Source organism: Salinibacterium sp. M195 (genome assembly GCF_019443965.1).
GTDB lineage: Bacteria > Actinomycetota > Actinomycetes > Actinomycetales > Microbacteriaceae > Rhodoglobus.
Genome location: NZ_CP040814.1, coordinates 326,059 through 350,448, shown reverse-complemented (window position 1 = coordinate 350,448; position 24,390 = coordinate 326,059). Strand labels below are relative to the sequence as shown.

At 61.4% G+C, this 24,390-nt stretch carries 22 protein-coding genes; 6 read left to right on the top strand and 16 right to left on the bottom strand.

The annotated features are described in order from the left end of the window. Positions 1–85 precede the first annotated feature (85 nt). Both yiaA and FFT87_RS01690 read left to right on the top strand, forming a co-directional pair. Positions 86–526 (top strand): inner membrane protein YiaA, encoded by a 441-nt coding sequence (gene yiaA, locus FFT87_RS01695; protein WP_219949661.1) that lies wholly within the window; start codon positions 86–88, stop codon positions 524–526. Then, positions 527–1,435, top strand: a complete 909-nt coding sequence (locus tag FFT87_RS01690; protein WP_219949660.1) for a hypothetical protein — start codon at positions 527–529, stop codon at positions 1,433–1,435. It begins immediately after the preceding gene. A gap of 71 nt (positions 1,436–1,506) precedes the next feature. On the opposite strand, the gene FFT87_RS01685 is transcribed toward FFT87_RS01690, so the two are convergent. Beyond that, a complete protein-coding gene (locus tag FFT87_RS01685; RefSeq protein ID WP_219949659.1) occupies positions 1,507–2,391 on the bottom strand; it encodes an ABC transporter permease subunit in 885 nt (294 codons plus the stop codon). Beyond that, positions 2,388–3,299 carry an ABC transporter ATP-binding protein gene (locus FFT87_RS01680; RefSeq protein WP_219949658.1) on the bottom strand — a complete coding sequence of 304 codons (912 nt, stop codon included), beginning with the start codon at positions 3,297–3,299 and terminating at the stop codon, positions 2,388–2,390. Before FFT87_RS01680 ends, FFT87_RS01685 begins: the two co-directional genes overlap by 4 nt. Before the next feature lie 145 nt (positions 3,300–3,444). On the opposite strand from FFT87_RS01680, the gene FFT87_RS01675 reads away from it, so the two are divergent. Beyond that, positions 3,445–4,533 carry a hypothetical protein gene (locus FFT87_RS01675; protein WP_219949657.1) on the top strand — a complete coding sequence of 363 codons (1,089 nt, stop codon included), beginning with the start codon at positions 3,445–3,447 and terminating at the stop codon, positions 4,531–4,533. A gap of 94 nt (positions 4,534–4,627) precedes the next feature. Here the strand turns inward: FFT87_RS01675 and FFT87_RS01670 are convergent, their stop codons facing one another. Then, positions 4,628–7,660, bottom strand: coding sequence for a cell wall-binding repeat-containing protein (locus tag FFT87_RS01670; RefSeq protein ID WP_219949656.1), 3,033 nt, complete (start codon positions 7,658–7,660; stop codon positions 4,628–4,630). 374 nt (positions 7,661–8,034) lie between these two features. On the opposite strand from FFT87_RS01670, the gene FFT87_RS01665 reads away from it, so the two are divergent. Both FFT87_RS01665 and FFT87_RS01660 read left to right on the top strand, forming a co-directional pair. Then, positions 8,035–8,241, top strand: coding sequence for a hypothetical protein (locus FFT87_RS01665; protein WP_219949655.1), 207 nt, complete (start codon positions 8,035–8,037; stop codon positions 8,239–8,241). Positions 8,242–8,588: 347 nt separating this feature from the next. Beyond that, on the top strand, positions 8,589–9,776 hold the full coding sequence (locus FFT87_RS01660) for an MFS transporter (protein WP_219949654.1): 1,188 nt from the start codon (positions 8,589–8,591) through the stop codon (positions 9,774–9,776). Between the two features lie 332 nt (positions 9,777–10,108). Here the strand turns inward: FFT87_RS01660 and FFT87_RS01655 are convergent, their stop codons facing one another. The 13 genes from FFT87_RS01655 to FFT87_RS01595 form a co-directional block, all read right to left on the bottom strand. After that, complete coding sequence (locus FFT87_RS01655) at positions 10,109–10,471, bottom strand: hypothetical protein (protein ID WP_219949653.1); 363 nt, start codon at positions 10,469–10,471, stop codon at positions 10,109–10,111. Positions 10,472–10,640: 169 nt separating this feature from the next. After that, on the bottom strand, positions 10,641–11,024 hold the full coding sequence (locus FFT87_RS01650) for an SHOCT domain-containing protein (RefSeq protein WP_219949652.1): 384 nt from the start codon (positions 11,022–11,024) through the stop codon (positions 10,641–10,643). Positions 11,025–11,171: 147 nt separating this feature from the next. Next, complete coding sequence (locus FFT87_RS01645; RefSeq protein ID WP_219949651.1) at positions 11,172–11,528, bottom strand: cupin domain-containing protein; 357 nt, start codon at positions 11,526–11,528, stop codon at positions 11,172–11,174. Positions 11,529–11,532: 4 nt separating this feature from the next. Continuing rightward, a complete protein-coding gene (locus FFT87_RS01640) occupies positions 11,533–13,392 on the bottom strand; it encodes a YhgE/Pip domain-containing protein (protein WP_219949650.1) in 1,860 nt (619 codons plus the stop codon). Then, entirely contained in the window at positions 13,389–14,114 is a 726-nt protein-coding gene (locus tag FFT87_RS01635; protein ID WP_219949649.1) for a hypothetical protein, read from the bottom strand. Before FFT87_RS01635 ends, FFT87_RS01640 begins: the two co-directional genes overlap by 4 nt. Next, a complete protein-coding gene (locus tag FFT87_RS01630) occupies positions 14,114–14,770 on the bottom strand; it encodes a TetR/AcrR family transcriptional regulator (RefSeq protein WP_219949648.1) in 657 nt (218 codons plus the stop codon). Before FFT87_RS01630 ends, FFT87_RS01635 begins: the two co-directional genes overlap by 1 nt. A gap of 81 nt (positions 14,771–14,851) precedes the next feature. Further along, positions 14,852–16,279 (bottom strand): FAD-binding oxidoreductase, encoded by a 1,428-nt coding sequence (locus tag FFT87_RS01625; RefSeq protein WP_219949647.1) that lies wholly within the window; start codon positions 16,277–16,279, stop codon positions 14,852–14,854. Between the two features lie 33 nt (positions 16,280–16,312). Then, entirely contained in the window at positions 16,313–17,998 is a 1,686-nt protein-coding gene (locus FFT87_RS01620) for an amidohydrolase (RefSeq protein ID WP_219949646.1), read from the bottom strand. A 92-nt stretch (positions 17,999–18,090) separates the two neighbouring features. Then, on the bottom strand, positions 18,091–18,933 hold the full coding sequence (locus FFT87_RS01615) for an ABC transporter permease (RefSeq protein WP_219949645.1): 843 nt from the start codon (positions 18,931–18,933) through the stop codon (positions 18,091–18,093). Continuing rightward, on the bottom strand, positions 18,930–19,880 hold the full coding sequence (locus tag FFT87_RS01610; protein WP_255560004.1) for an ABC transporter permease: 951 nt from the start codon (positions 19,878–19,880) through the stop codon (positions 18,930–18,932). Before FFT87_RS01610 ends, FFT87_RS01615 begins: the two co-directional genes overlap by 4 nt. A gap of 27 nt (positions 19,881–19,907) precedes the next feature. Next, positions 19,908–21,089 (bottom strand): spermidine/putrescine ABC transporter substrate-binding protein, encoded by a 1,182-nt coding sequence (locus FFT87_RS01605; RefSeq protein ID WP_219949644.1) that lies wholly within the window; start codon positions 21,087–21,089, stop codon positions 19,908–19,910. A 12-nt stretch (positions 21,090–21,101) separates the two neighbouring features. After that, positions 21,102–22,340, bottom strand: coding sequence for an ABC transporter ATP-binding protein (locus tag FFT87_RS01600; RefSeq protein ID WP_255560003.1), 1,239 nt, complete (start codon positions 22,338–22,340; stop codon positions 21,102–21,104). 215 nt (positions 22,341–22,555) lie between these two features. Beyond that, the gene (locus tag FFT87_RS01595) at positions 22,556–22,993 is read right to left on the bottom strand and encodes an Lrp/AsnC family transcriptional regulator (protein WP_219949642.1); all 438 of its coding nucleotides are present in this window, start codon (positions 22,991–22,993) and stop codon (positions 22,556–22,558) included. A 104-nt stretch (positions 22,994–23,097) separates the two neighbouring features. On the opposite strand from FFT87_RS01595, the gene ddaH reads away from it, so the two are divergent. Next, complete coding sequence (gene ddaH / locus FFT87_RS01590) at positions 23,098–23,934, top strand: dimethylargininase (protein WP_219949641.1); 837 nt, start codon at positions 23,098–23,100, stop codon at positions 23,932–23,934. The last annotated feature ends 456 nt before the right edge of the window (positions 23,935–24,390 follow it).

Genomic DNA, 24,390 nt, shown 5'->3' with positions numbered 1-24,390 from the left:
CCCTCGAATCTAGCCGTTGACCGCTACGGTATCGAAAGGCTCCTCTCTGAGGACGCTACCGAATGTCACAACCCGAGGAGACGCTATGTCCGCCGCCAACAACCGCAACAAACCAACCCCAGCCTTCATCGGCGCCTCGTGGGTTGCGCTGCTTCTCGGAATTGTGACCTATCTCATCGGGCTCTACAACGCCCAGATGGAGCTCAATGAGAAGGGCTACTACCTCGCGATTCTCCTCTACGGTCTGTTCGCCGCAGTGTCGCTTCAGAAGTCGGTTCGAGACCGCAACGAGGGCATCCCGGTAACGTTCATCTACTACTCGCTGTGCTGGTTCTCGCTGTTTGCCGCGCTGACGATGCTTGCTGTCGGCCTGTGGAACGCCGGCAGCCTCAGCCTGAGCGAGAAGGGGTTCTACGGGATGGCATTCGCGCTCGCCCTGTTCGCCGCGGTCGCCGTGCAAAAGAACATCCGCGACTTGACGATGTTCAAAGACGATGAGCGCGAAGAAGAACTCGCCGGGGTCTAAGTGAGGCAATTCGCTCGCCGCTTCTGGCTGATGGTGCAGCTCGTCTTCGCCAGGGTCATCATGATTTGGGCTTGGGGGCTCGGCATAGTCGGGACCCTCGGGTTCGTCCTTAACCCATCAACGCTTGGCCGAACGCTGTCAGACGGATCGCCGTCGTGGCCATTCCAGCTGGCAGGATTGCTCGTTCTCTGGCTGATCGGCCTCGGTGGCAGGCGACTCGCTCGCCGTGTGCAGCGACGCCGCGCTAGACGTGAAACTGCGGCTGACGGCAGCACGCAACCCGTGACAGTGGCGCGGCATCGCGCTGAAGTGCGGCCAAGAGTGGGGCCCACTGAGCCCCTCGGCCGAAAGCTTCACCGGTCGATCGTGAATACTGTGCGCAGCCTCTGGGGTTTGTTTGCGGTGCTTGCACTGATGGGGCTAGCGGTGCTCGCGGGGATGCTAGCCGAATGGATGGGGCCGAATCCACAGGGGGTGATGGGAGCAGGCACCCTTCTTGCGGTAATTGCCTTCGGCGGCGCGTTCGTGCTCGGCGTGATTTTCGATCAGCGGATGTCGGCGGCGGAGGCCGAATTTTCGCCCCCCGAAGGCTCCCTCGGCTCTGAAGGTTCCCTCGACTCAGTCGACCCTCTCGAAGCCGATGGGCGTCCAGTGCTGATGCTGATCTGGTGGCCCATCACTGTCGTCGCCGTCGGTGTCGGGATCCTTACGCTCGTCGTCAACGCCGTTCTCGAGATCGGCGCGGGGTCGGGTCTGCCTTCAGGGATGACGCTTGCAGTAGGGGTTTTCGGCTTCGTCTGCCTGCCACCCGTGGTGAGCGCATCGCGTGCCGAGTTTCGGGGCCGCGGTCTGCGCGGTTTCTGGGGCGCCGCGCGCAGAACGGAATGGGGAGACGGGGGCGGTATCTGACACGAAAGCCCCCTTCCGCCGCGCAGGTGCGCGGAAGAAGGGGGCGAGTGAATCGAGTTCGCTTGAGGAACCTAGGCGTCGCGACGCTTTATGAGCGCGGCCGCCGCGATCATCATTACAACAACCCAACTCAACAACACTAGGAAGCCCTGAGTGGTGTCGAGGGTGATCACGTCGGCTCCGATCGCTCCAATCGGTGGACCGCCAGCAGCGGATCCATCGCCGACGGCGTACATGAGCGCGCCAGCATTCGACGGCAGGAACACCGAAAGGTTCTGGGCCCAGACCGCCTGAGTTATCCCCGCGAGAATCGCGAGAACGGTGGGAACAACCAGGATCAAGCCGAGCACGCTCGCAATACCCCCGGCGCTGTTGCGCAGAACCGCACCGAATCCGAATGCCAACAAGGCGACCAGGGTGAGGTAGCCGGCGCCGCCAACGAGAGCGCGCATCACTTCGCCATCGAATAGCTGGCCTTCAATGCCCTGGCCGGCCAGGATCGGAGCGGTCACCAGTGCGGTCACGATGATCGACGCCAGGCTGACGACGAAGGTAGCCACTGCCAGAACTAGTGCCTTAGCGAAAAGGGCAGGCAAACGGGTGGGCACCGCAGCGAACGTTGAACGGATCATGCCCGTCGTGTATTCGCCGCTAATAATGAGCACGCCGAGAACAGCGGCGACAAGCTGTGTGAAGTTCACGCCGAGCGTTGCCACCATCACGGTGAGTGATTTCTGCGTTTCCGCGTCGACCGCCGGGCCGCTGGAGGTGTCGAGGGTGACGGCCATGAGCAGACCGAAACCGACCGTGAGCAACACGAAGATCGCGAACGACCACTGGGTGGAGCGTAGGGTGCGCAGTTTGATCCATTCGGAACGAACAACGCGGGGGAAGGTCAAGCGTGTTGCGCGGTGGTTGGTTGACGGGGCCGGGGCCTCAAGGGTGGTGTTAGTCATCGGGAAACCTCCGAGTGGTATTCAACGTCGTCTTGCGTGAGTTCTAGGTAGGCATCCTCGAGCGAAGCCGAAAGCGGTGTGAGTTCGTGCAACACGATGCCCGCCTGTGCTGCTGCTTCACCGATCTGAGAGGATGCCAACCCCGCGATAGTCAGAAGGTCACCTTCCACGCTGGTCACGGTCACGTCGCTGCTGGCGAGTCTGTTGGCGAGGTCAGTGGCCTGAGGTGTGCGAACTCGCACGGCGGTCCCGGTTGCTAGCGCCAAAATTTCGCCAACGGGGGCATCCGCAATGATGCGGCCACGCCCGAGCACGATGAGGTGGTCGGCGGTGAGGGACATCTCGCTCATGAGGTGAGAGGAGAGGAAGATTGTGCGGCCCTGCGAGGCGAGGTGCTTGGTGAGTTTGCGCACCCACATGACACCTTCGGGGTCGAGACCGTTCACGGGCTCATCGAGGATCAGAGTTTGGGGGTCACCGAGGAGGGCTGCGGCGATTCCGAGGCGCTGGCCCATGCCGAGGGAGAATCCGCCGACGCGTTTCTTGGCAACAGATTCGAGGCCGGTCATCGCAATGACTTCGTGCACGCGGGCCTTGCCGATGCCGTGCGTGGCCGCCATCGCAAGCAGGTGGTTGTAGGCGGAGCGGCCAGTGTGGATCGCTTTCGCATCGAGCAGTGCGCCAACCTCGTGCATGGGGTTGTGGTGCTGTGCATAACGCTTGCCGTTGACGGTAACGGAGCCAGAATCGGGGCGATCGAGGCCGATGATGGTGCGCATCGTGGTGGACTTACCGGCGCCGTTTGGGCCGAGGAAGCCGGTGACGAGACCGGGACGGATAGTCGCGGTGATGTTGTCGACGGCGGTTTTGGCGCCGTACCTTTTGGTCAGTCCTTGAATTTCGATCATGTCTTAAGTGTACGAGCGCACTCGCTGGGCGGAGTCCCTCGTAAGGATGATTTCCCCGCAGCAAAGTAGCCCTTAAGCCTGAGATCACGAGTCTCGTTCCCGAGTAATGCTTCACTCTGCGAGCTTCGAGATTTAGGCTGACGTCATGCCTTTGGACGCTCGCACGCTTCTGTCGGGACCACGCGGCCGCCGTCTCTGCCTTGCTGTGGCTCTGCATGATCCGCAGCAATCAATCCCTGCAGCGGCATCGCTTGGATACCTGCTTGTCTACGCCGCCCATCACCTAGAGGCGGCGCGAGGGCAAGGGGGTACATTCTTCGGCTGGGGCATTCCCGATCCGCTTCCCGAGCCGAGCGCAGAGGAGGTTGCCGATGCGTTCGACTGCATCCCGCTGACCTCGATCGGTATCGTCGATGCCCTCGACGCCTGCGCCGCTTCTGTGGATAGCGCACGCTATTGGCAGGAGCCCGATGGCTCAGATGAACTGCTGTCGGACGAGCACCTCGACAGCTCGCTGTTGCGCATCGCGGAGCATATCGTGACGTCACCGTCGACCGAGTGGTGGGGTTCCCCCATGGAGCCGCAGCAGTGGGCTGTTAAATTTCAGGACCCCTGCTTTCAGGTGCCTGAGCCGCCGGCTGCCGCGGAGACTCTTCGCTTGTGGTCTGGCCTAGTGGTGGAGAACGAGCAGGCTGCAGTTCGGGAACGCCCGACAGATCCGACCGCCAATTATTCGGGCGACTGGTGGTCGCGGCCACCGTTCGGGCTTACGGCGACAACACGCGCGCTGCCAGAGCTGGGCCCAGTCGGTCTCTGGTTGATCGAAGATCGCTCTGACGAAGAACCGGCGGATACTCACCCGGTGACCTACGAAGGAGCTCCGCGCGTGTTCGAAATCGTTGCGGCAGAGTCGTGGGCCGAACTGTGCCGGCGGTACCCGCTCGAGGTCACCGCTACCCGCCGTCACGACTGGTACCGCGCCACGGGTCGTAGCGGTAAATGGATGATGCCTGATTGGTCGAGGGTCGCCCGCGATTTCGATGCGGTGCACCTTTCCCTCGCGGCCTATCTCTCTGCCGCAGGAGTCGCTATCCCGCTCGACGACGACTTTGCGAGTGTCATTGCCGGGTGGAACCCCGACGAAACCTACTGGTTCACCGATGTTGTGACGCATCCGGTTTCTGGCGCCAGTTGGATGCGAGAGGAACAAACGGCGCGGTGGAAGCAGCGCTAACGTGAGGGTGGGCCATGCTCTCCAGCGCGCTAACGAGAGGAAGAGTGCGGCTCGCATTGCGCGGGCCGCACTCTTCGCAGTTTTACCTCAGTGACTAGCTACAGGTGTTGAGGCTTGCCACCCCAGAGGTGAGTACTCCAGTGCCACCAAGCAGCACCACCTTTGGGTTGCCCAGGTTGGTGATGGCGGTCATCACGACCTTCGGGATGCAGCTCGTCGTGCTGATGAAGAGCGGTGCATCTTTCGCGCCAGCCAGCACTGCACCAGCAAGAGCATCCGCAAAGTCGGCTCCGGTTGCGACATAGACCGTCGTTGCTGAGCTAAAAGCATCAGCATTGATTGCTACTGCGGTCGTGTACCGGTTGAGGCCACTATTGCGCTTCACCGTGGTGAACTTGGTGTTCAGGTGAGCGACGATCCCGTTCGAAACGACACCGCTACCGCCGGCCACCTTCACCGAGTTCACGCCGAGCGTGTTCAGCAATGCCAGAGTGGCGGCATCCGCTGTGTTGGCGTTACCGCGGATCAGCACGACGGGACCGCTGAAGCCTGCGGCCGCCGGGCTTGCTGTCAACGCGTCAGGGAAGTTGCGCCCATCAGCGAGGTAGGCGCTCGTTACGGTTCCGGCGGGGAAGGTTGCTGCAGCGAGCATCCGCGAGGTTTCATAGCGGTCGATGCCACCGATGCGCTTGACCGTCGGGTGGAATGACAGGGCCTGAATCGCAGCCTTGACGCCTTCTGATACCGCGCCGGGGCCGCCGACGATGACGATCTGACTCGGCTTCAAGCGGAGAAGTTCCGCCTTGGTCGCCGAGGTCAGCGAGCTGGGCTCAGTGAGCAACAGCGGTGCGTCGTTGAACGTTGCAGCCGGTCCAGCGCTCAGGGCATCGGCGAAGCCGCGTCCCGTAGCGATGTACACGATTGATGCCGTGTGCCACTCTTGTGCGATCTTTGCTGCGGTTTCATAGCGGTTATTGCCGGCAAGTCGTGAGACGACAATCTGGCTGTTGATCACCTTTGCAGTCTCGGCTGAAGTTGCTGCTGCACCCGCGTATCCAGCCAGTGAACCGGTTACAGTTACGGTGATTTTCTTGCCGACTTGGGATGCCGTCAGCTTGTATGTCGCACTAGTCGCGCCAGCGATAGCAACTCCGTCTGCCTTCCACTGGTACGCATGCGCGACGCCAGTTGATGGTGTCCACGAGCTTGCGTGCTGTTGTGCGGTCAGCGTTTGGCCAACCTTTGCGGTTCCCGTGGTTGTCGGAACGGCAGCATCAAGCTTCGGTCCGAAGGTGTACTCGGTGTTGCCCCAAACGATGCTGGAGACTTGCGCAGCAGCGTCTGCCTGCACGCCGAAGGCTTCGCCGGTCGCGTTACCTTGTGCATTCAACGCGTCGAGGATGTCACCCAAGGGGTATGCCGTGTTGGCGTTGATCGAGGTTCCGATTGCCTTGCTCGACATCCAGGGGTCGGAGAGGGTGAACGTGTGAGTTCCTGCGCTCAGGCTTGCCGATCGCAGCGTGCCCCAACCGATGTTGCCGGCATGTCTGAAGGCAACTTGGTAGGTAACCGTTCCACTATCCACCGTCACGGCTGCGTGACTCGTGAGTTGCGTGTAGAGCTCGCTACCAGCGAGGACGGCATCAAGCCCCTTCAGAACCTGCGAGTGAGCGGGGTCGCCCAGCTTCAGTGCTGCACCCACGACCGAGAACGACTTGATCGCGTTGTTGTAGCCCTCGTGCCACTTCGTGTAGTTGTAGCCGGCAGCCGCAGGGTCGCTGACCTCAAGCAGGTCGATCGCTGAGTCGGGCACGATCACGTGATTCGTGGTTGCCTCGAGGGTCGAAGGAACGAAGCTGTACTTCGTTCCGTTGAACGTGAGGTCCTGAACCGTGGCAGCGTGACTGGCTTGCACGCCGAACCCGAGCAACTTGATGTTTCCCTGCTTTCCCATGAAAGCAACGAGGTCTGCCAGCGAAGTTGCGTTCGCCGGGGTGTGCGTCGTGGTGTCGTTATTCTTGAGCGCTTTTGATGACTTCCAGGTGTCTGACACGGAGAAGTGGTTCTCGGTGCCGACTGTCAAAAATCCCGACCGAAGGGTCGTGAACGTGTTGTTGGCTCCGTAAGTAACCGGAATCTGGAGGGTTACGGCTCCATCGATTACCGCGACGCTTGCGCTGGTGAGGAGCGCTTCCAGCTCAGCTGACGATACTGCTGTCGGCGTTCCCAGCATGATCTGCGAGGGAGCGCTGTCACCGAAGTGAAGACCGTCTGCTTCGGTGGAGTAAGCGCGGGTCGCGTTTGCGTAACCTTCGTGCCAGGTTTCGTAGTTGTACGTTGCGGAGGCGGGGTTGCCGTCCTCGAACGGGGCAATCTGCGAGTCGTCAACGGTGACGGTGTTCGTCGCTGTATACACGTCGTTTGAGCTGAAGGCGTAGTTCACGCAGCCAACTTCAACGGATTCGATGATGGCGTCGGCATGAACACCTGAGCCGAGGCTGTAGCCGATCTGCAAGACGCGGGCATCGGGGAAGGATACGAGCCAATCGTCGAGCGTTCCGTGGTTTGCGCTTCCATGACCGCCGGCGTGTGACGGTGCAGCATCCTTCACGAAGGCTGCGGCGCTGTTCGGAACCCAGTACCCGCCGCCGGGGTATGCCGCTGGCTCGCCAACCAGAATGCCGTCGGCGGTGCCGTTGTTGTCGAAGTCGGTAACGAGCTGGAGGCTGGGGAGTGTTCCCGTTGTCGCCCCGAAGTGTAGTTGCGGAACGCCGACATCCTTCAGAGCGATATCAACTGACTTGTATGCCGCTGCTTTGTCAGTCGACGTCGCTCCTTGAGTCCAGACGCGAAGGCCGGCAGCAGTGAACTCGTTGTGGCCTGTCGCTCGCGTGTCGGCGAACGTCCAGCCCTGAGAAATCTGGTTCGTGGCAATAGGCCCCTGCGTGGTGACAGCGCACGCTTCAGTCGTGGGAGATGGAGCTGGGCTGGCGCTGGCAGGCAAAGCGCCTGTAATCGACAGACCAACAGCCAACAGCGCGGCCGTGCCGACGGCTAGTGGCTTCGTTATCGTTTTAGTGGTGCCCGCGCTTGGTTTTCTGGCAGGCAGATTTTTTGGGGTTGACAATAGGAGACTCTCCAGATTCGGGTTAGGAGGGCGAAAGGGTAAGAAGCGTTAAACGGTGAATCGGGTAAGACGGTGAATCGGGTAAGACGGTGAATCGGATTGGCCGGGTAAGGCTCGTAGATCGGGTACTTCGGGTAGAGCAGGTAAATCGGGCAAACAGATTGAGCGTTCATGCTTAAGCAACACTCAAGATTCGGCCACCATATCGCTGTGCGGCGACATCCGACATGGGCTTGACAATTGGTCTAGAGAAAAACTCCGGAATTGCGGGAAACTTCGCGCAGTGGTTTCCCGCCGGGGTTTCGCTGTCGCGGAAATTGCGGTGTCGCCGCGGGGTGGTGTTTCCCGCTCTCAAGCCGATCTAACATGAGAACATGTCTGATTTTCTTGGGAAGCAGTTAGTTGTCGTCAGGGTGCGGGGAACGGATATGGAAGTCGCTGCCGCTGCCCTTCGCGAAAAACTCGCGGAATTCCCTAATGTGCGCGTAACCGCCTTGACAGAACGTTCCAGCGGCTGGTGGGACTGGACTAGCACTATTCAACTCTTGGCAGCGATCGAGTACACGGAGCCGGGCTCGTAGCGATGACAGCTCTCTGTCGTGCGCTGAGTTGACGAGCGGCCGCGAGGCACGACAGCAGGAGTCGACATCGTGGTCTCCTTCATTGAGCACAATTTCCCGGCACGAAGCCTCTAGCCGCTCCCAAATTGGTCGACGCGGGGGGCGTGTAATTCAGGCCATCGAGGCGATCCCGACCACTGCTAACGTTGTCAATGCGGTGCGCCGTCGAGGGCCTTTGGTGCCTCGGTTGTGCGGGTGAACATGTTGAAACTCGCTTTCTTGGCCGGTCAGGAGACGCATAGTGTGCGCTCTCTACTGCGGCAACCGAGCAACGTTAGTGCGATCAAGACAGTGGAAGTAGTGACCGGATGACCGCAATTGCCACACGGCCGCAGCTGAAAGCCGCGGCCATCGCGACATTTATTGTGTTCGGTGTTAACGGTCTCGTGTTTGCTAGCTGGGCTGCTCGCATCCCCGCGGTCACGGAAATATTGGACCTCACTCCGGGGCAGATGGGAACCATGTTGCTGTGCATCGCAGCTGGCTCGCTCATTGCGTTGCCAACGGCAGGCTACGTGGCCGGCAGAATCGGCACGGCGAATACGGTTCGCGTAGCTGGGCTGATCGCGGCGCTCGCCGGAGTTGGCATTGCACTTTCGCTCGCCTCTGAATCCGTGGTGGGCACTGCCATTGCACTGTTCTTCTTCGGGATCGGGATTGGGCTGTGGGATGTCGCCCAAAACATCGAAGGCGCAGACGTCGAGCAAAAGCTGGGTCGCACGATCATGCCGCAACTCCATGCGGCATTTAGTGGTGGGGCATTCGTCGGCGCCCTGGTTGGTGCAGGGCTTTCGACCCTCGGGGTGGGCTTACCCATCCACCTTCTGGTTATTGCTGTTGTTGTTGCCGTTGCAACGCTGATGGCCCCACAGTATTTCTTGGCACGCATCCCGGTTGGTCGACCAACAACGGCGGATGACGCTGCTCCGAAAACGCGCAGCGCCTGGACCGAGAGTCGCACCGTGCTAATCGGCATCGTGGTGCTCGGCGCCACCATCACCGAGGGTGCCGGAAATGACTGGATAGCCAAAGCGGCCGTCGACGGTCTTGACGTCACCGAGTCGAATGGCGCTCTCATGTTCGCCGTATTTGTGCTGGCGATGACCATCATGCGTTTTTTCGGCGGCATGGCGATCGATGCCTTTGGTCGGGTTCCTGTGCTGCGAGCAAGCATGGGCGCAGCAGCTATCGGGCTCACCCTCTTTGTGCTGGCCGGAAACATTGGGGTCGCCATGATCGGGGTCGCGCTGTGGGGCGTCGGTGCCGCCCTCGCCTTCCCCATGGGGATGTCAGCCGCAGCAGATGATCCCCGGCACGCCGCCGCCCGGGTTTCGGTGGTATCGACCCTTGGCTACATTGCCTTCCTCGCCGGTCCACCGCTGCTGGGATTCTTCGGTGACGTCGTCGGAATCAGGCTGGCGCTTCTGGTGATCGGCGTGCCGATCCTGATTGCGCTACTGCTCGCGGGGGCGGCGAAACCATTGCGCGATCGCTAGCGGAGTCAGCGCGAAGCGCGCCCGGGGGCTCCATAAGTGTGGAGTGAAATGAGTCATGCCAACGCTTAAGGACATAAGTGTTGGTATGCCGTGGTTATGACCACAGTCAGTGAGCACGCACCTCGCGTAATCGTTCCGGTGCCGCCGGTCGCTTACGAGGCGGGCAGGTTTCGCGCAGAACACGTGTGGAGCGGGAACAGAGATAGCGCGGGGCCCAGGAAGGCCGCATTCATTGCTCCCCAGCATCCGCTCGGACTCTGCCGCGTGGAAGATTCTGTCGAGGCTCATCGGGCAGCTGAGCTGGCCCGCAGGCTACCCAGAACGCTGCGTCGCTACGGCTTCTCGTCGAGAATGCCCACGAAGCGACTGCCAATGCCGTCGATCTCGGAGCGGTACATTCCGTCAGCGGCCGGGGGAAGCTCATCGGCGTCATGCCAATCGCACGTCAAATAGGTGAAGGCTGGCCACCACTTCTTGGGGCGCGCAGCTTCAGTGAAGCCGCACACCGTGCAGGTGAGCTGAGCCCAAACGGGGCGCTTGCCGGTGCGGTTCGCGCGCGACTGAACCAACCACGCTGGCGGGTTAGTTTCGAGCTCCGAGAACTGGGCTTCAGACATCCGCGTCGGGATGTCGTGCCTTCTGGCCATCTCCAAAGGGATGTCTAGGCGAAGCGCGGCTTCCCGTCGTGTAATCATGCTCCTACGGTACGCCACCACGAAACCTCACTCACTCACCAGCACCGTCGCCGTGCGGGAACTTGCGGCAGTGACACCGTAAAAAAAGACGTCACTCCATCCGCGAAAAACTCGAGGGGGAGTGACGTCAATTCGGCGAGCACACACTTGGTGTGCGCCGGCTCGCTTTTTAGGCGAGAACGCGCTTCTTGAGGGTGTCGAATTCGGCATCGGTGAGAGCACCGGACTCATGCAAAGCCTTAGCTTTGGCAATCTCTTCACTGGGTGAGGTGGCGGCGACGCTGCGAATGTACGCATCCGCAGCCTGCTGGTTGTGCTGTGCGCTCTTCATTGCGCGTTGCGCCATGCCCGAGCCGCGGGCAATGACGTACACAAGCAACGTGAGGAAGGGAACCGCCAACAAGAACAACAACCAGAGTGCCTTATACACACCGCGAAGCTCGTGGTCGCGGAAGATGTCACCAATTACCGAGAAGAGCGCAATCAGGTAGGAGATGAAAGCGAAGGAGACAAAGATGAACCAGATGAAGTTCCACAGGTTAGAAAAATCCATTGAGCGTAAGCCCTTTCATGCGGGTTGTTGAAGACAGGATGTGATCGGTGAAATCACACTGTGACGAGGCGCAGCAAAATTGACGCAACATCAACTACTTAAACCTATCGGGAGTGCTCATCCGCGCACGATCCCCACAACGGGGCATCAGCTGATGTAGACCTTGCGCAGAGTTTCGGTGATGGTCCACGTGGTCTGCATGCCGGCGGTGAGCCGCACAACATCACCGGGGCCAACGACGATCGTGCGATCATCCGCAGCGATGTGGATGCTGGCGCGCCCGCTAATCACCACAAAGACTTCGTCGACCTCGGTGTCGGTTGCGGTGCCCGCTGTCATCTCCCAGATGCCGATCTCGCTGTCGCCAAGAATATCGAGCACGGCGTAGCCCGTGGTCGGAGTGCCTTCGACCACTTCTGACGCATCGAGCGCTTCGTGGGCAACGGGAACGGCGCTCGCCGCAAGGGGAGTTCCGGCGGTGAGGAGCGGTGCGGGTTCAGTCATGAGCTCAGCCTATGAGACTTGGCTGCAGGTCGCGCAGGGTGCGGCGGTGGGTCATCCGGGTGACGCCGATGGCGGCGAGGAGGAGGGCTCCCACAAGCCAGGCACCGAGCACGAGAGCGTCGGTGCCGACGCGGGCGAGGTCGCCGCCGTACATGAGTTGGCGCATGGCATCCACGACGTAGCCCATCGGCAGCACGTGGTGCAGTGCGGCCAGTGGCGCTGGCAGGGTTTGCCAGGGGAAGGTGCCGCCTGCGGTGACGAGTTGCAGCACCATCAGAACGAGCCCGAGGAACTGGCCGACGGAGCCGAACCAGATGTTGAGGGCCAGAATGATCGCCGCGTAGGTGAAGCTTGCCGCGATCATTACGCCGAGCGTGCCGACCGGATGCGTGAAGGTGAAGCCCAGTGCTGCGGCGAGCACTCCGAAGAGCGCAATCATCTGGATCGCGCCGAGCACGGCTGGGGTGAGCCAGCCAGCGATGGCGACGCGCACGGGGGAGCGCAGGGCGGTGACGGCACGCTTCGAGACGGGCTTGACGATGAGGAAGAGGGCGTAAATTCCGATCCAGCCGGCAAGGGCGGTGAAGAACGGGGCGAGGCCGGCACCGTAGTTGCCCGCCGCGGTGACGGCACTGGTCTCCACGGCGACTGGATCGGCGATGGCTTCTGATTGTTGGGCGCGCAGGTCGGCGCTGGAGTTCGGGATTGCTTCGACGCCATTTTCGAGCCCGTCGCGCAGTTCGGTGGTGCCGGCGGCGAGGGTGCTTATCCCGGAAGTGAGGGTGCTGACTCCAGCGTTGAGGGTCGTGGCCCCGGATTCTGCTGTGCTCACTCCAGCCGCGAGTTGACTAGCGCCTGCTGCGAGGTCGGCAGCGCCGCTGGCGAGAGTGTTCGCGCCCGCAGACAACGCATCAAGCTTCGAGACAGCCGATTGCACGGTGCCATTTCCTTCGGTAATGCGATCGCTGAGCGGGTCGAGAGTGGTGAGGACGTCATCAATCGCGGTGGCATCGAGTCCCTGGGCGGTGAGTGCGGCGATGAGATCGGCGCGCGCGGTGGGCAGCTCATCCGCGATGGTCTGGGCTGCAGTGCCGGCGCGGTCGGCGTAGCCGGCAAGTTCGCGGTTGCCCGCAGCGACCTGAGCCGCTCCCGATGAAACCTGGTCGGCGCCGGCAACAAGGCTGCCGCTTGCGGTGCTGAGGGTGGTCAATCCGGTGGCGAGCGTGCCGGCGCCATCCGATAATTTTTGGGCGCCCGACTCGGCATCGTGAGAACCGTCCACAAGTTGGGTTGCCCCGGCGGTGGCATCAGAAAGTTCGGCGCGGATGTCAGAGAGGGCGGTCAGCAACGAGCCGGCAGCTTCTTTTCCCACCAGTTGCGCCACCGACCGCCGGATCTGTTCAACGGCCTGCTTGCCGATCGTCGATGCCAAGTAGTTATTAGCGTCATTGGTCGCCAAATCGATTTCGGCCTGATGCGGCTCCGTTCCCGCAATCGACGTCAGAGCATCCGAAAAGTCGCTAGGAAGTGTCACGGTGAAGTCAACGACTCCATCAGAAAGTGCCGCAGCCGCAGCGGATGCCGTGTACACGTGCCACTCAAAGGCGTCGCCCGCGAGGAGGTCGTCGGCCACGCGCTCGCCGTAGTTCACCGCCTCCGTGTCGCCGTCGGCGGCAACGCCGTCATCGGCAATCACCAACCCGACGGGAACTTCAGCGAAGCTGCCGTAGGGGTCTTGGTTTGCCCACAGGTAGACGCCGCCATAGAGCACGGGCACGGCCATGAGGGCGAGCAGAGCCAGCATGGCCATGCGTGACGAGGTGAGTCGCCGCAGTTCAGCGGCGATCATTGCGGGAACCTTCATGAGTTGTCTACTCCTACGCCGCCGCCACTTTGGGCCCAGGCGGCGGTACGTTCGTCGAGAGCGCCGAGGGCGCCGAGGGCGCCAAGGGTGTCTCGCAGGGATGCTTCGGCCGACTCAGCGCGCGCGATCACGTCGGCGTGAGTGATGGCCCATTCTGAGGCGCGACCGGCAACCACCAACACGGCGAACCCGCGGTCGGCAAATTCACCGAGCAGGGTCCACCAGTCGAGGGGTTGTCCGCCGTGGCGGTCGGGCGCGGTGACGACGAGTGCTTCGACGTGGGGGCGCAGCACGGCGAGCTCGCAGAGAATGCGCAAGCGAGTGAGGGGCTCAATGTCGGCGATGGGCGTTGAGGCGAGCGAGCGAAAACCAGCCTCGTCGAGCCAGCGTCTGGTCGAGAGGGGGTCGGCGCGACGGCCGGCAAACATGAGTTCTTCGGCGACAACGCCGACGAGGGGAACGCCGGGGTCGGGGTCGGAAACTCCGGGGGCATCGACGAGCGCTACGCGACGACGCAGGCCACGGGCATCCGACCTTCCTTCGAGCGTGACAGCGCCGGAGTCGGGGCGCATGCGACCAGAGGCGATGAGGCCGAGCACGGTCGGTCGCTGTTCGGTTTCGGCAACAGCAAGCGTCACGCTGCCGCTGACGAAACTGGTGGATGTTGCGGGCAAGGCTTCGGCGTCACGGCCCTTGGTGACGCCGTTCAGTTCGACGCGCATCAGCGGTTGGTGGCGGTCAACGGCTCGTCGCGTGGCTCGAATGCCCCCAGTATCTCGGGGTGTTCTTCGAGCAGGGCAACGCTCTCGCGCCACGACAGCCCGGCCATGCTCAGCGTGGTGCGCACGGCGAGCGAACGAGCTTCGGGCAGTGACGCATCGACGCGAGTGATCGCGGCGCGCGCAGCTTCTTCGACGAGGCGGGCGAGGGTGGTGACATCCACATCGGTGCGCAGTGTTCCTTCGTCTTGCCCTCGTTGCAGAATCGCGGCGACGGCGGCGCGCAGCGGGCCCAGGGCTACGCCGGTTGAGGCGAGGTGGGCGTCATCGAGCGCAATGGAGGCGGCGACTTGCACGTGGGCGGCTTCTTGCCAGAGCAGTGAGGCGAGGCGGGCGAGGGCTACGCGGGCATCGGCGTCACTGACGCTCAGCGCGATGCGGTTGAAGCGCTGAGCCCCAGCGTCGACGATCTCGTTGACGAGGGCGTTGCGGTCGGCAAAGTGGCCGTAGAGGGCGCGTCGCGATAGCCCGGCGTTGCGGGCGATGGTGTTGATGGAGGCTTGCGGGTCGAGGGCGATGGCGGCGGTAGCGGCACTGAGAATGCCGGCGCGGTTATCGACTGCGTCCTGTCGCGGGCGACGGGGAGCGGAGGTGGTCATTCCTTCAACTGTAATAACTTGCACAGTTGTGTGCAAGTTATTACAGTTTACTCTCAGCCTCCCGGCGCGACCGAAGAAGAGCTAGGAATCGAAACCGAGACCCAAAGCATCCAACGTCTTGAGAATCAGGTTTCGGCGACCCTGATTGTGGTCAGCCCTATTGAGCGACCAGCGCGTTGCGTTGACCCCCATCGACGCAATCGGCTCCGGAGGGAACGGCAACGGCATCTTCTTCACCATCTCCAACTCGGTGCGCTCCGTCGTGAGACCGTCAAGCTTGTCGAGCATCACTTGCGCGGCAAACCGAGTCGCGCCAACACCCAAACCCGTGAAACCCGCCGAGTACGCCACTCGACCATTACGAGCCGTGCCAAAGAACGCACTGAACTGTGTCGAAGCATCGATCGCACCGGCCCAACGGTGGCTGAACTTCAGCCCCTCCAGTTGCGGGAAGGTCGTAAAGAAGTGACTCGCCAACCGCTCGAAACTCTCGGGACGGTTCTCATACTTGTCGCGCACCTTGCCACCGAAGTGATAAATCGCGTCGTAACCACCGAAGAGAATACGGTTATCGGCGCTCAAGCGGTAATAGTGAAACTGGTTCGCCATATCGGCAAGACCCTGACGGTTCGACCACCCAATCGACGCGAGTTGGGCGGGGCTCAAGGGTTCCGTCATGAGCACATAGTCATACACGGGAACCGTCTGCAGGCGCGCCCGCTTCAGCAACGAAGGAAAGACATTCGTCGCGAGCGCAACCCTGGTCGCACGAACAGTCCCTTTACGGCTGTGAAGTACCGCGGCATCCGTTGGACCACCGGATGTCTCGACCTGACGCACCGGTGAGTTCTCAAAGATCTCCACCCCGAGTTCGCTCGCGACTCGTGCCAACTCGCGCACGAGCTTGGCGGGGTGGATGAGCGCGTTAATTCGTTTGTTCCAGACACCGGCAAGATAGGTGGGGGAATTCACCTGGGCTCGAATGGCCGCCTCGTCGAGAAAGACGGTGTCTTCGTCGGTTGCTGCTTCTTTCAACCAGGCGATCTCGTGCTCCTCGATCGCCAGATCAAGCGAACCCGTTCGTTCAAAGTCGCAGTCGAGCCCGAGCGACGTGACGCTGGCCTCGATGTCGTCAAGATTCTGCAGGCCAAGACGATCAAGCTGTTCGTACTCTGTCGGCCAGCGGGAGAGACCGTTCTCTTCACCGTGAGTGAGGCTGGCTTCACAGAAACCACCATTGCGGCCTGACGCGGCCCAGCCAAGTTCGCGGGCTTCAAGCAGCACGACGCGAGCATCAGGGTTGCGCTGCTTGGCGAGAACCGCAGTCCAGAGGCCGAGATATCCTCCTCCGACAATGGCGAGGTCGGCGGTCACGTCGCCTCGCAGAGCCGCGAACTCCGCGGCATCCTTCACGTCATCGATCCAGAACGGCTTGTGCATCGAACCCTCAAGGGAGTGGCTGATCACGGATGCCGCTGGGGCGTTTCTTTCGAACACTATCTTGCCCATGGGGCACTTTCCTCTCTCGCCTGGTGGCGAGCTTTATGGTTGGGCGGGCGCGCGATACACGCGTTCGCCTTCGACGAAGGTCTGTTCGGTGCTGGTAAGGCCGATCTGGTCTGCAGGCCCGGCGAAGGGATTGCGATCGAGCACGACGAGGTCGGCGAGTTTGCCCACCTCGATTGTGCCCGTTTCATCGAGATGATTAGTGAAGGCGCTGCCCGCGGTGTACGAGGTCATCGCGGTGAGCAGGTCGAGACTTTGCTCCGGCAAGAACGCGTCATAGGTGCCCTCCTCATGGCCAGGAGCCGCAATGCGGTTGACCGCAACGTGGATAGCTGCCATCGGGTCAGGGCTCGACACCGACCAGTCACTGCCCGACGCCAAATGCGTTCCGGCCCGGTGCAGGTCGGCCCACGGATACTGCCACGAGCTGCGCGGGTCACCCAAGAAAGGCAGCGTCAGGTCGACCATCTGCGGCTCGAGCGCAGCCCAATAGGACTGCATGTTGGCTGTTACGCCCAACTCAGCGAAGCGGTGGATGTCATCCGGATGCACCACCTGCAGGTGAGCGATGTGGTGACGGTTGTCGTTGGGCCCGTTGATCGCTCGCGCCGCTTCGACCGCGTCGAGGCATTCCCGAACGGCACGGTCGCCGATGGCGTGAAAGTGCACCTGAAAGCCGAGGGCGTCGAGTTCGGTGACGTTGGAGATGAGCTGCGCCGCATCGACAAAAGAGATTCCCGAGTTGTCGGTGTGATGACCACAACCATCGAGATAGGGCTCGAGCATCGCCGCCGTGAAGTTTTCGGCAACCCCGTCTTGCATGATCTTCACGCTCGTCGCAGCAAAGCGCCCGGCGGCATTGTTCTTGCGCCGCAGAACGAGTTCGGGAATCTGCTCGGGGCCGCGGGTGCGATCCCACCAGAGTGCGCCAACGACGCGAGCGGTCAGCGCTCCGGATGCTGCGGCCGCCATGTAGGCGGGGGTGGCGTCGCCGGCATCGCCATAACCACCGAGGATGGCGTCCTGCCAGGCGGTGATGCCGAGAGAGTGCAGATACGCCTGGCCGATCGTCAGGGCCCGAGCATAATCTTCGGGCGAAGTCTCGGGCAGCAGCGCGTTCACGAGAGACATTGCTCCCTCGTGCAAGGTGCCGGTGGCGTTACCTGCGGCATCGCGCTCAATGCGGCCATCGGCGGGGTCGGGCGTCTCGGCGGTGATGCCGGCAAGCTCGAGCGCGCGCGAGTTCACCCAGGCACCATGGCCGTCGCGGTTCGGGATGAACGCGGGGCGGTCGGCAACAGCAAGATCCAGATCGGATGCCGTTGGTGTGCCTCCCGGGAAGGCAGACATGTTCCAGCCGCCGCCCAGAATCCAGTCGAGCTCAGGGTTCGCCGCCGCGTAGTCGCGAATGCGGGTCAGGTACTCGTCGCGAGTCGAGTCTTGCGAGAGGTCACAGCGGATGAGGTCGAGACCTCCCCAGACAGCGTGCACATGGGCATCCTGAAATCCGGGGATCAACAACTTGCCACCGAGGTCGATGACCTCGGTGTTGGGGCCAATCATCGACTGGATGTCGGCAGCTCCGGTATCGACGGCAGCTCCGGCATCGCTACTCACGGCAACGATGCGTCCGCCGCGCACAGCGACACTTCCGGGGCGCGGTTCGGCACCGGTCGCGGTGAAAACTGCTCCACCGGCAAAGACGAGGTCAGCAAACGTCATGGCTTCGTGCACCTTCTTGTTCGTTCGAAATGCGGCAGATGGTCTTGCGAGACTCTTCTGATCGGCCGCGAGCGGACAGGCTCGGCTGCCGCCTAGCCGCCACCGACAGTCTTGGCGATGTCAGTGGCGGAATCGCCAGCCCGACGCAAGACATACGCCACCAATCCGAGAGCAACGAGCGTGAGCAGCAGCATGATCGTGGAGACCGCGGCAATTTCCGGCCGGAGGCCCGTGCGAACAGCACTCAGCACATACACCGGCCACGGGGTTGCTCCTGAGACTTGCACGAATGCCGAAACAATCGTGTTGTCGAGGCTCAGCGTAAACGCGAGCAGTCCACCCGCAAGCACGGCAGGCATGACGAGAGGAAGCGTGATCTGCGTGAAGCGCTTGAACGGGGGAGCGTAGAGGTCAGCAGCGGCCTCCTCCAAGCTCTCGTCTATACCGACGAGGCGCGAACGGACAATGTAGGCGACGACGGCGGTCGAGAAGAGGGAGTGACCCACGACGAGGCGCACAATTCCGTCATCGAAAATGCTCAGGCCAAGATCTTGCCCGAGGAACACCATCCAGGGCAGCAGCGAAACAGCATCCACGATTTCTGGGGTAACCGTCACGAGAATGAGCAGAATCAGAAACCACGGAGCCCACTTGCCGGCGCGGCGCGCAAGAGCGACTCCGGCCATGGTTCCCAGCGCGGTCGCAATCAGTGCCGCAATGAAACCGGTCTGAATCGACACTAAGACAGCATCCGTAATTGCCGGCTTAGTAACGATCGCGGCAAATGAGCCGAAACCGAACTCGTTCCAGGAGACGAGAAGTCGCCCCTCGTTGAACGAGTAGACGATGATGATCGCGATCGGCAAGAACAGGAAGATGAAGACGATGACAGCCCACACTTTGAGTGAGATATCGGCGAGGGTTAGACGGGTCATGACTTGTCTCCCAACACGAGTCGCTGGTTGGCGCGTCTTGGCCACGTTGCGAGCCACGAGACGAGGGCGGCAATTGCCACGGTAGTGAGGATTGTCAGCACGAGAACAACAGCCATTGCTGAACCGAGAGCCCAGTTTTGAGCGGTCTGGAACTGGTTAGCGACCATCTGGCCCGCCATGTTTCCCTTGGCTCCGCCGAGCACGGTTGCGGTGATGTAGTCACCCATGAGCGGGATGTAAACGAGCAATATACCGACGACGATGCCGGGCTTTGCCAGCGGCAATGTCACGTTGAAGAGAGTCGACCAGCGGCCGGCGCCGAGGTCTTTGCTGGCTTCTCGCATGGGGAGAGACACGCGGTCGAATGCCACAAACATGGGCAGGATCATGAGGGGGAGGTAGTTGTACACCACACCGATCAGCACTGCCGTGCGGGTGAACAGAATCTCCAGCGGTTCGTCGAGAGCACCGATTGACTGAAGCGCCTCCGAAAGGATGCCGCTCGGCGCCAGGATGATCTGCCAGCCGATCGTGCGAACGAGGAAGTTCGTCCAGAACGGGATCATGACCATTGCCAGAAGAATGCCACGGCGCGATACCGGCGCTTTGAACGCGAGCCAGTACGCAAAGGGAACGGAGATGGCCAGACAGATGAGTGTTCCGACCACCCCCACCCAGAGCGTGTTTTGGAACGTCGCAAAGAACGTCGGAGAGAGAGCTTCCGCGTAACGGTCCAACGACAACACATCGTTGGCGTGCGTTCCGAAAATGCCCGGCTTGTACCCAAAGCTGAACCACACTACGAGAGCAACGGGTGCCACGAAGAACGCAAACAGCCACGCCCACGCCGGAATAGCGAGCGCGAAGCTGGGCAGCTTCAGCCGGCGACGGCGTTTGGGCGGAGCGTGCGGCGCGGAGGCCGTTCGGTCGTCAACGTGAGTTGTCATAGTGAGATTCTCGATTAGCTGCAGCGACTAGGCGCCAGCAGCAACCTTGGTCTTGTCCCAAATCTCCACGATGCGCTGCTGTGCTTCGCTGAGGGTCTGGGTGTGCATCGTCTTGACAGTCTCGTCATCGAAGAAAATGAGGTCGAGCATCTCGAGGCCCTCACCGCGCGCAGCATCTTCAATGCCTGACGTTCCGGTCTGGTAGCCGGTGTAGTCGAGCTGGCGAAGAGCAGCTTCGGGGGTGAGCACGTAGTTGATAAAGGCGTGAGCCGCTTCAGGGTTCGTTGCCCCGGCTGCGATAGCCCAGTTGTCCATCCAGAGCTCAGTGTCTGGCGAACCGAGAACCCACTGCCAGCGCTCAGGCTCGCTGCTTTCCATAATGCCGAGGCGGGCGTCGCCGTTCCAGCACTGCATGAGCATCTGCTGGGCTTGCGGGATAGCGGCGCCACCGGGGTAGGAATCGAATGCCGAGAGGTGCGGGGCAAGCTGGGTGGTCAAGAACTCTTCGGCGGCGGCAAGATCTGCCTCATCCGTCGTGTTCCAGTCGACGCCGTGTGACCAGTAGTAGATACCGAGCAGCGGTGCTGGGTCGTCGAGAACGGAAACCTTGCCGCTGGCTTCGTTCTGGGCGGCATCGATGAAGTCTTCCCACGAGGTGAGCTCGCGAGTGATCTTGGTCTTGTCGTAGACGAAACCAGTAGTTCCCCAGGCCTTGCAGATGGAGTACTCGTTGTTCGGGTCCCAGTCACGGCCAAGGTAAGCCGGGTCGGTGAACTCGATGTTCGGGATGAGATCGCGGTTGAGCGGGATGAGCAGCTCGTTTTCGATCATCTGGGGGATGAACGGACCCGTCGGAACGACGATGTCGTAGCCGCTGGTGCCGCGAGCAGCGACCAGCTTGGAGATGAGTTCTTCGTTCGAGTTGAAGGAGTCGAAAGTCACTGCCGGGCCCAGCTCTGCAGTGAACTCATTTACCAGATCGGGGTCGTCATAGTCGCCCCAGCTATAGACCGAGAGGTTGCTCTCAAGCGCGCCGCCGCTAGCCTGCGGCGATGATCCGCTGCCAGACTGCGGGCTGCAGGCCGCGAGAAAAGCAACACCGGCTGCGGTTCCCGAAAGGGCAAGAAAGCGGCGACGGTTCAGTTCGGCCTTGATGATCTTGGTAGCTGACGTTGAGGCAAGAATCCGTACGGGGTTTTCGTGTGACATCAGGATGCTCCTTTAAAGCGAGATCGAACTGGTGGGCGGGGCTGGATGGGAAACCGCGCGAGCAATATCGGCCAAAGCCTGACTTGCCTGCTCGCTCGGGAAAAGTCGAACGGATGAGGCATCCCACGTGCACAGCACGGAGTCACCAACAGCCAATCGAGGGGCATTCGGGCGAGGAACCCGTGAAAGCAACGTTTGCTCGTGACCGATATCGACCAAGAACTGCAACGTCTCACCCTGATGTGAAACCCCGATCACGGTGCCCGGAATCTGGTTTTGCGCCGTCGGGGCTGAGCCGGTGGATGCCGTAGCCGCGGCGACAACGACGGACTCCGGTCGCACCGCTGCCTGCGCCGCCATGCCGGCAGCCACATCATCGTGAGGGGCTACCGAATTGATTACACCGAATGGTGTGTCCATCATGGTCGGGCTGCTCGTCATTGTGCCGGGGATGAAGTTCTGCTGGCCGATGAAGCCGGCAACATAGGCGCTCGCCGGAGAATCGTAAATCGAATCAGCGTCATCCAGCTGCTCGATGCGGCCGCTACGCATGATCGCGATGCGGTCACTCATCGAGAGCGCCTCGCCCTGATCGTGCGTCACGAAGATGAAGGTGATGCCGAGGCGCGATTGAAGCAGCTTCAGCTCGATCTGCATTTCTTCGCGCAGTTGACGGTCAAGTGCGCCGAGTGGCTCATCAAGGAGGAGAACCGCAGGACGGTTAATGAGTGCGCGGGCGAGTGCGATGCGCTGCTGCTGGCCGCCGGAGAGCTGGGTGGGCTTGCGGTCGGCGAAGGAACGCATCTGCACGAGGTCAAGTGACGCGGTGACTCGTTCGCGCACCTCCGACTTGGGGGTGCCCTTTTGACGCAGTCCGTAGGCCACGTTCTCGGCCACACTCATGTGCGGAAAGAGCGCATAGGCCTGGAAGACGGTATTGACGTTGCGCTTGTGGGGCGGAATTCCCACAACATCCTGGCCTGAGATGTGGATGCTGCCCGACGTCGGCTCTTCGAAGCCGGCAAGCATGCGCAGTGTCGTGGTCTTTCCGCAACCGGAGGGACCGAGGAGGGAGAGGAACTCTCCGGGGCGCACATGCAAGCTGATGTTGTCGACGGCAATGGCGCCGCCAAACTTTTTGGTCACACCCTCGATGACGACGCTGCCCTCGGGCTCGCTCGCGCTGGATGCTGCCGCGGATTGCTCCGTTGCAAGGCTTGCTTGGCTTGGGTTCTTGGCTGAAACTGTCACGTCGTTGCGCACCTCCGAAGTCACGAGATTTGGTTCGTGACTGTCAGGGTAGTCAATCGGAAATAGTGCCGATGCGCAACGGTTTGCCTTGTTAAGTTCGTGTTACGGAACGGAATTCGTTGTCTAGAGGCAAAACTACGGCGCAAATCCTCACGCGCACGCCCTCTGAATGGCAGGGATGGCGAGCTAACGCGCGCTGCGGCCAGCTCGGCGAGCTACTCGTAACGACGGTGAATGAGCCTCGACAGCACGATCGAACTGCGAGTGTTGTCGATGTTGGTGGCGGTACGCAGTCGTTCGAGGGCGATCTCGAGGGAGTGGATGTCGCGTGAGCGCATATGGACGACGGCATCGGCCGACCCGCTGACGGTGCCCGCGTCCACCACTTCGGGAATGGCGCTCAGGATGCGCTTGAGCTCGTGGGGGGCAACATTGCCGCGGCAGAATAGTTCTACGTAGGCTTCGGTGCCCAGGCCGTCGACGGCAGGATCGACCTGCACGGTGAACCCGCGGATGGTGCCGGTGGCAACAAGACGATCGACGCGACGTTTAATTGCGGAGGCGGAGAGGCCGACTGCGTCTCCGATGTCACCGTAGCCTGCACGGGCGTTGAGGCGGAGCATGTCGATGATTCCTGCGTCCAGCTTGTCCATTTATCCAGAGTACGGCGGATTATTGTGCCGTGGCTAGTGTTTGCGCGCAATTAGTGCGCACATTGCGGAGACATTGCGGATAGGTGCGTGAAACACTAAAGCTTATGACGATCACTGACACCGCATCGACCACGCCTGCACGCCAGGCCACCGCGAAGACTGTGCTGATGTGCCGTCCTGACTTCTTTACGGTTACGTACAGCATCAACCCGTGGATGAACCCTAACGATCCCACAGACACCAGCCTTGCTGTCAAGCAGTGGCAAACGCTCTACGACACGTACATCGACCTCGGTTTCACCGTCGAGCTCATTGACCCCATCGACGGCCTGCCAGATATGGTTTACGCCGCAAACGGTGGCTTCGTCATCGACGGCAAAGCTTACGGCGCCCTCTTCACCTACGACGAGCGCAAAGCAGAAGGCCCCGCCTACATGGACTGGTTCGGCGCAAACGGCCTCGAAGTTGCTTCCCCCGAGAACGTTAATGAGGGTGAGGGCGACTTCCTCCTTGTCGGCGACAACATCCTTGCCGGCATGGGTTTCCGCACTTCGGTTGAAAGCCACCGAGAGCTTGCTGAAATTTCCGGCCGCAACGTTGTCTCCCTCAACCTCATTAACCCGAGTTTCTACCACGTCGATACGGCCATCGCGAAGCTCGATGAGACCAACATCGCCTACTTGGAGAGCGCGTTCGACGAGCCCTCTCTCGAAAAACTCCGTGCGCTGTATCCCGACGCCATCCTCGCAACTGAAGAGGATGCGGCAGTGCTCGGACTCAACTCCTACAGCGACGGCTACAACGTGGTCATCGCTTCCCGCGCTAAAGACTTCGAGCGTCAGCTCGCAGAGCGCGGCTACAACCCCATCGGCGTCGACCTCTCCGAGCTGCTGCTCGGTGGCGGCGGTGTGAAGTGCTGCACCCTGGAGCTTCGCCGCTAAACGGCGAGATGCGCCTCGCGCACTGAACAGAACGGATGGCCAGCGCTTCGAGCGCGGGCCATCCGTGTTTTCGCTAGCGGTGCGCATCTGTTTCGGCCGGGGCAAATTGATTGTGACCAAACTGCCGCCGGTGCCTAGGAGCCGTTGGGTTTCTGCGATAACTCAGCGCGATATGAGGCATTTCGGCGCGATGTGCTCGGTGCCGCACATTTCGAAGTCTGCAACGAACCACTTGCGCAAGAACTACTAGGGATTTGCAATCACGGGGGTAGAGCCCCATTAGCAAGCCACGCGAGGCCGCTCGTGCTCGATTCGGAAGCTTCAATCGTTCGGGTCGGCGCATACCGCGAAGCGTCGTCGACCTATGTTGTGCTGAGTTCTATAGCTCGGAAGGCCGCGATATTGCTCTCGGAACAATGAGCCTCCGCTGGCTGGTCGATCAACAATGAATCGCGT